Below are 6235 nucleotides of genomic sequence, written 5' to 3' on the forward strand. Positions count from 1 at the left end.
ACACAACGTTGCTACCCTCGCAACGTACAACCGTTTCTGTGTTAATCACTTTGATGAAAGCAGACGTTCGATGCCTCGCTAACGTGGTCGAACACTTTTGTTGACTTTTGATCTATTGTGGATATCGCTTAGGGCATCCAGAAAATTAGCACTTCGACCTATCAAGATGAGCGACTCAATTAAGATAGCCTAATTCCTGTAGTCGTTCTTCTGCTCCGTTTTCAAGTGATGACCGAACAACGTCAGATTTGGGGAGATCATAAACGTGGTCAAAGAATGATTTACATTCCGATTCAGCCATCTTTGGGTTCCCGTACATCTGACGGCGAGAGAGATACAGTGACGCTACCTCCCGAATGTGTCGACGCATATACTCCCGTTTAGCGCTTTTCAATAATTTTCCTGCGAGGATCAGAGCGTTGTTCATACTCCCAGTCCTGCTGAAAACGTAGCCACCACTGCTGTCCCACAGCGATTCGAAGGACAGTTCACCGCTAAGTAACGGTACGTCTGGGAGAAGTGATTTTCGATAAAAGCAGGCACCTTGATCTGGAAGGGACTCGTTTGTCAAGTCTCGTCCTGGCGTCTTCGGATCATTAAGACCAGATAAGTTGCAGATGGTTGGGAACAGGTCAACATGACGTATTATTCCACTTAGTGTTGAACAATTTATCGACGGGTGAATCAATACGGTCGGGACGTAAACTAACGATGGATGAATCGGCGAGTTGTGACCCAAACATCCCTTTTCACCTAAGAGTTCTCCATGGTCACTGGTATAGATCACGAGCGTGTTTTCCAACAAGTTTCGATCATCTAATAATTCAAGTTGAGAGGTGAAATACTTTGCATCACGTTTGATGCTTCTTTTGTACTCACGACGGTATCTCGTTTCGGACACCCCTACTCTATCACGATAATACTCCCATGCGTTCCCGTCGTATTCACCGTACGGGGCATGACCACCCGGCCCTCTCTCTACAAAAATGAACGGCGGTTCGACATGTGATAAAGATCCGGGGTCTGCTTCTTCGGTTTGCAAGGTCTTATTGAGGATACTCTCGCTCTTGGGATTTTCATTGAATTCCTCGTTTATTGTATTTGCAAACCGTGTATTAATATTCCTCTTTGTGAATATTGTCGGGAGCGCAGGGTCGAGTTCGTCACCAAACTGCCGGACATTATGTTGGGGGGGATATAACCCACTCACAATAGAGGAAAAACTAGTTGGTGTATGGATACTTGCAGCAACCGTCTTAATTGTCTGGCCCCGGTCGGATATGGGCTCTGCTAATGAGTCCCATCTTACCGCGTCAGCTACGTAGAGAAAAATATTTTCGATATTCGCCTCGGGTACGTTGATCATGCATCATCATCACAACTACCGATATTTATCCATTCCGACCATAGTGAGATTATTTCCCAGAGTAAGCTGTGCGCGGGGACATAGCGTATCGTACCGGAATGACTAATTGGACTTTTTTATTGACATATCCATCTATAATTACTGAAACCAACAGAAAGAGTCACCGAACAGTAGAAGAGTTCGATGTCGTTGGGAGCGATTCAATTTCTTCAAGTAACGCTGAAGCAACGATTTCTTCTGAAAAGTTTTCGACTACATTCTTGCGTGACATATACGCGAATGATTCCCATAGCTCTTCGTCGGCAAGTAGTCGCTCGATGTGGGCCGCAAGTTTGCTTGGATCGTCCCGCGGAACGATGTAGCCATTACCGCCATGTTCGATATATTCTGTCGGCCCACCACAGTCCGTTGAAACCACAGGTGTCGCACAACTCTGGGCCTCAAGTCCCACAATGCCCAGTCCTTCCTGATCGGAAGGCAAAACAAACACCGTTGCGTGTTGATAGTACGGAACAACATCGGGAACCGTTCCGGGGAATTTTACTGATGATTTGATACCTAATTCCTTAATTTTCTTGAGAACACCTGTATTCGGTTCTTCTCCAACCAGGGTGAGAGTAGCATCTGGGAATCTCTCAAGCACCTTATCAAATGCTATTAATAGATTGAATATATTCTTTCTTGGAGCATTAAAACGACCGACGAAGAGTATTTCATTACTGTGATTTCTTTCGGTAGGCTTGAATTTATTAATATCAATAGGAAATGGGATAACTTTAATATTGTTAGGTGACACATCAGTTGTTTCTACGACACTCGCTTTCGTATGTCCACTTTGAACGATAACAGTCGCTGCCTGCTCCAACACATACTTTTCGAAGCGATAAAGCGCAATTGATGAGAGGGTGTCACGCAGTAGACGGAGATACGAGTCCGATCCGTCACTAAGTCCTTGATCTCGTAACGTGGTTCCGATCCAACACCCGAACGGGATATCATTCCGTGCTAACGGGAGCCCTTGGAGACAGGTTCCGCCGACGACTAGATTTTTATGTGTATTTTCAAGTGCTTGCTGCCACCTCCGATCGTTCAGAAGATAGTTTGTGACAGCCAGTTCAGGAAAGACCCGGCTAATTCTAACGCCCTTCATTCCATTATATGTTCCCTCCTGAGAGTTGACTTCCCGATTTCCTTTCATAAAATCTTTAATCGTGAGGCATTCATCCCATGGAATCGAGTTGAATAAAATATAGGGTTCATAGTCATTCTCAGACAATAAATCATAAGTGAACTGAGTTACAGTCGCAGTACCAGCTGTTTCTCGAACGTCTAAGGTGGGAAGTCCTATGTACTCAGACATAGTCTTTCTCCTATCCTCTGGGCTTTATCAACGTTGATTTGAATTCTTGTGTAATAAGTGAATAAAGAACAGTAACCCATATCCGATGGCGATTATGTGCTACTCATAATGAGCAACGAATTAGTTTCTGTAGTCATACCCACGTATAATAATCAAGACACAATTGCTGTTTGTCTCGATTCAATAAGGTCACAAACGTACGAACCAATCGAGGTCATCGTTGTGGATGGTGGTAGTTCAGATCGCACTATCAGTATTTGTAAAAACTACGGCGTCTCGATTGTCAATACTGATCTAGGCATGGCTGCCTCCCGTCTTGAGGGTGCCCGTGAAAGTGAAGGCGAATATCTATTTCATATTGATTCCGATATGGAACTATCAGAGAAAGTTGTAGAAGAATGCGTAGACAATATGAAGGAGTATGATGCGCTAATAATCCCAGAAATAAATGTGGGAGACACCTACTGGGCGCAGTGTACAGACATAGGCAAAAGTATATCAAGAGAAAACAAAGTTGGAAATGCTCGATTTTTGATTCGTGATTTATATTTTAAAGTAGATGGTCATAACCCTGAACTGCTTCATAGAGAAGATCGTGAATTTCATGAATTACTGGAGATGGAGGGTAGTTCCATCGGACATACAACAGAATGTATTATTCACCACATAGGGAAGATGAGGCTCATAGATATATTATTAAAAAGATATAGGTATTTACTTTCGCTTGAAGATTTTAATGCTAAATCAAGAGTAAATGAAGAAAAGATAGAGAATAAGAGACAGGTGAATCACGCCAGTGTCATATTTAAAGAGTTAAAAGATAGGCCCTCCCTCATACCAGGATACGTATTAATCACAATACTCATTTCCACGCTTACCTCACTTGTTAGAATGCAGCATAAAATATTATAAGATTGAATTTTAATCGAATACTGCTCGCTTCAATATACCCAGATCGGATATTACTTGTGTTCTATCTAGCACAAAGACAACCAGTCCGTATGATATAGCCATTCCCAACCCAATCGGGATATAAGTGAGAAGTTCAATCAGATTGTTTCCCCCAGGAATATATGGAGTGGTGGCTAGTCCGACACCAAAAGCTGCAACACTCCCAAAAATGGAGGATGTAGCCATTCTACTGACCGAGACGCCAAGATCATAACGCAATCTCCAAAAGAGAAATATTACACCGACAGCGAGCATCGCATTAACCGCCAGGGCAGCACCAACACCATCCAGTAACGGGATGAGCACTACTATTCCCACAATCATCGTTACGATTGAGGCGACCTGTGCCCTGAAAACAATCTTGGATTGCCCTCTAGAGTAGTAGAATTGCTTCGCTGTTGCATGGATGGGAAAGAGAATCGCAGCGACGGATAGGGTTCGGAAAATTGGGACGGCAGATTGCCAATCCGACCCAAATAACAGGGGGATCGCCGTCGGGGCAGCAAAGTATGCTACTACATAGACGGGTACCGACAAATGGATTTGAAGTCTGCTAATGAATTCGAGACCGCGCCGACTCTGTTCGGAGCTCCCTTTGAGTCGAGAAAATGTCGGGAGAATCCCAGCACGTATCGCCGGTTGTACGATCAACGTATACGCTTTTGCTAACCGCCAAGCAACGGTATATGCACCAAGCGTAGCCGTTGAACCGAGTACACCGATGAGGTAATCGTCACCCCGTTGACCGACATCTTCCATGGTCTTCGTCGTAATCATCCCTTTGGCAAAATCGTAGAGCCACGGAACCACTCGTGGATTGAACTCTCCGGAAGGATACTGTGGCGAAATAATGATATATCCGATTGCGCGTAGGACATCCCTCAATCCATAGTATACAACGAGTGCCCAAACGGATTTTTGGCTGAGGGCGAGCCAGATTCCCGTTCCTCCTGCGGCTACTAGTGCAACGAGATCGACGACGCCTAACATTGAAAGCCCAAGTTCGCGCTGTCTGAACGCCCTAAATACGTGGCCAATCATAGAGAGCCCAGCAACAGCAAATAAAATAATGACGATATTGATGAGCGTCGTATCAAATACTGACCGGAGTAGGATTCCAGCTATAATAACAATTCCGACAAGAATCGCGGCGAATCCCGCTCGAACCCATAGTAACGTCTCTAGGAAGTTCTCATACTCTGTATCCTGCATAATCGCCTCAGAAAGCCCCCAATTCGCGGGAACTGTTGCAATCTTACGAATAGCGAGAGCAAACGCCACTACACCAAAAATTTCCGGAGAAAGTAACCTGGCTAATAATATCTGTATAATAAAGCTCCCAGTAAAAACTAGGGTATTAACCGCTCCAAACCCGAGAACACCCTTGATTGCTCGTTCGCCAAGAGACATCTGCCTCGGTGTTATTGTACGATATATATAAACATCCGTCTTTAGCTAAGAGAAGAACCGCCGTACGGCAGTAGCTTATCGAGACTTCTTTTCGAGAGGATGAGGAGGCGGCGTCTGTGTACAACGATACCTCCTTACCTCGAATTATGCGTCGGCTCACTACGCTGTTTCCCTCCGAGCTCCTCGAAGAGCACCCCGAGGAACTCGGCGTGGTCGAGTGAGAGGGCAAGCTTCAGATTCCTGTTCTCGTATTAGATTCAGTGCCTGAAAGTAACTTTCCGACTGACTAGATCAGGGAAGCCCGCGCACTCGTGCGCGGGCGACAGAAGTTGGTAAAGAACCGTACCAACTACGCCAACAAGATCCACGGATTATTGTCGGATCACGGGATCACACAAGACATCAAGCCGCTAAGTGTCGGGGGCGAGAGATCCCGAAGGGACTCTCGCCCCGACGCTATGGGACTCGTTGCTGGAGTCTTATCTCGAAGTGATCGAGACGCTTACTGAGGAGATCAAGAACCTCGAAGAAACAATCGAAGAACGCGCTGGGTCTCTGAAGGAGACCCAGCTGCTGATGACGATTCCAGGCGTGAGCTACTATTCGGTGCTGATGATCTACGCTGAGGTTGGTGAGATAGGGCGGTTCGATCGGGACAAAGAGGTCGTGAGTTACGCTGGCATTCGTTCTAGTTTAGTGGCGGTCAAAGCCGAACTCACCTCGTTCAACCTGCTCACGTAACCGATCTCTGTGTGGATTTGGATTTCGTGATGCCCACAGCAACAGCTCGTCCAAATCCGGCAGTTCGTAGCCCAACTCAACCATGAGATACAGCTGGATCAGATGAGCGTGGCGTTCAACGGCTAGCGAACAGCGACGACGAGGGAGCCGCGACGCCGACTCGTCGGCGTCTGCGGCGGCTTCGCCCTCACGCTGTCTTGCCTCAATCGACCGTAACTCATCCACAATAACACGACTCATCATCAACGAAATCGCCGCCATGATAATCAGCGCCTCTATTATGTAGGTGTCGGTCGTCTTGATCTCGTCCAAGCCGAACCGCGACTTCAACTCCTTGAACAGCAGTTCGACCTCCCAGCGCGCCCGATAGAGCTGCGCGATATCGGGCGCGCTGTACTCCTCACGCG

Annotated in this window: 5 protein-coding genes and 1 pseudogene; 2 read left to right on the top strand and 4 right to left on the bottom strand. The window is 46.3% G+C overall.

The window, feature by feature from the left end:
• Positions 1-175 precede the first annotated feature (175 nt).
• Positions 176-1366 carry a sulfatase-like hydrolase/transferase gene (locus D3D01_RS07200; protein WP_121511716.1) on the bottom strand — a complete coding sequence of 397 codons (1191 nt, stop codon included), beginning with the start codon at positions 1364-1366 and terminating at the stop codon, positions 176-178.
• Positions 1367-1526: 160 nt separating this feature from the next.
• Positions 1527-2726 carry a glycosyltransferase family 4 protein gene (locus D3D01_RS07205; protein WP_121511717.1) on the bottom strand — a complete coding sequence of 400 codons (1200 nt, stop codon included), beginning with the start codon at positions 2724-2726 and terminating at the stop codon, positions 1527-1529.
• A gap of 108 nt (positions 2727-2834) precedes the next feature.
• Here D3D01_RS07205 and D3D01_RS07210 point away from each other — a divergent pair, with 108 nt between their 5' ends.
• On the top strand, positions 2835-3638 hold the full coding sequence (locus D3D01_RS07210) for a glycosyltransferase (RefSeq protein ID WP_121511718.1): 804 nt from the start codon (positions 2835-2837) through the stop codon (positions 3636-3638).
• A gap of 9 nt (positions 3639-3647) precedes the next feature.
• Here D3D01_RS07210 and D3D01_RS07215 read toward each other — a convergent pair whose 3' ends face one another.
• Entirely contained in the window at positions 3648-5087 is a 1440-nt protein-coding gene (locus D3D01_RS07215) for an oligosaccharide flippase family protein (protein WP_121511719.1), read from the bottom strand.
• A 242-nt stretch (positions 5088-5329) separates the two neighbouring features.
• Between D3D01_RS07215 and D3D01_RS07220 the strand changes: the two are divergent.
• Positions 5330-5783: pseudogene (locus D3D01_RS07220) on the top strand (transposase); the annotation flags it as partial.
• Here the strand turns inward: D3D01_RS07220 and D3D01_RS07225 are convergent.
• A partial coding sequence (locus tag D3D01_RS07225; RefSeq protein ID WP_147439901.1) for a transposase occupies positions 5781-6235 on the bottom strand: 455 nt, incomplete at its 5' end. The pseudogene D3D01_RS07220 and the gene D3D01_RS07225 overlap by 3 nt on opposite strands.

It is taken from the genome of Haloarcula sp. Atlit-7R, from assembly GCF_003666065.1.
In the GTDB taxonomy this organism is placed as follows: Archaea; Halobacteriota; Halobacteria; order Halobacteriales; family Haloarculaceae; genus Haloarcula; species Haloarcula taiwanensis.

What these genes read in the sequence shown, in the direction of transcription:
- D3D01_RS07215 (WP_121511719.1), bottom strand. Translation starts at nt 5,087, where the DNA reads ATGTCTCTTGGCGAACGAGCAATCAAGGGTGTTCTCGGGTTTGGAGCG.
- D3D01_RS07200 (WP_121511716.1), bottom strand. Translation starts at nt 1,366, where the DNA reads ATGATCAACGTACCCGAGGCGAATATCGAAAATATTTTTCTCTACGTA.
- D3D01_RS07210 (WP_121511718.1), top strand. Translation starts at nt 2,835, where the DNA reads ATGAGCAACGAATTAGTTTCTGTAGTCATACCCACGTATAATAATCAA.
- D3D01_RS07205 (WP_121511717.1), bottom strand. Translation starts at nt 2,726, where the DNA reads ATGTCTGAGTACATAGGACTTCCCACCTTAGACGTTCGAGAAACAGCT.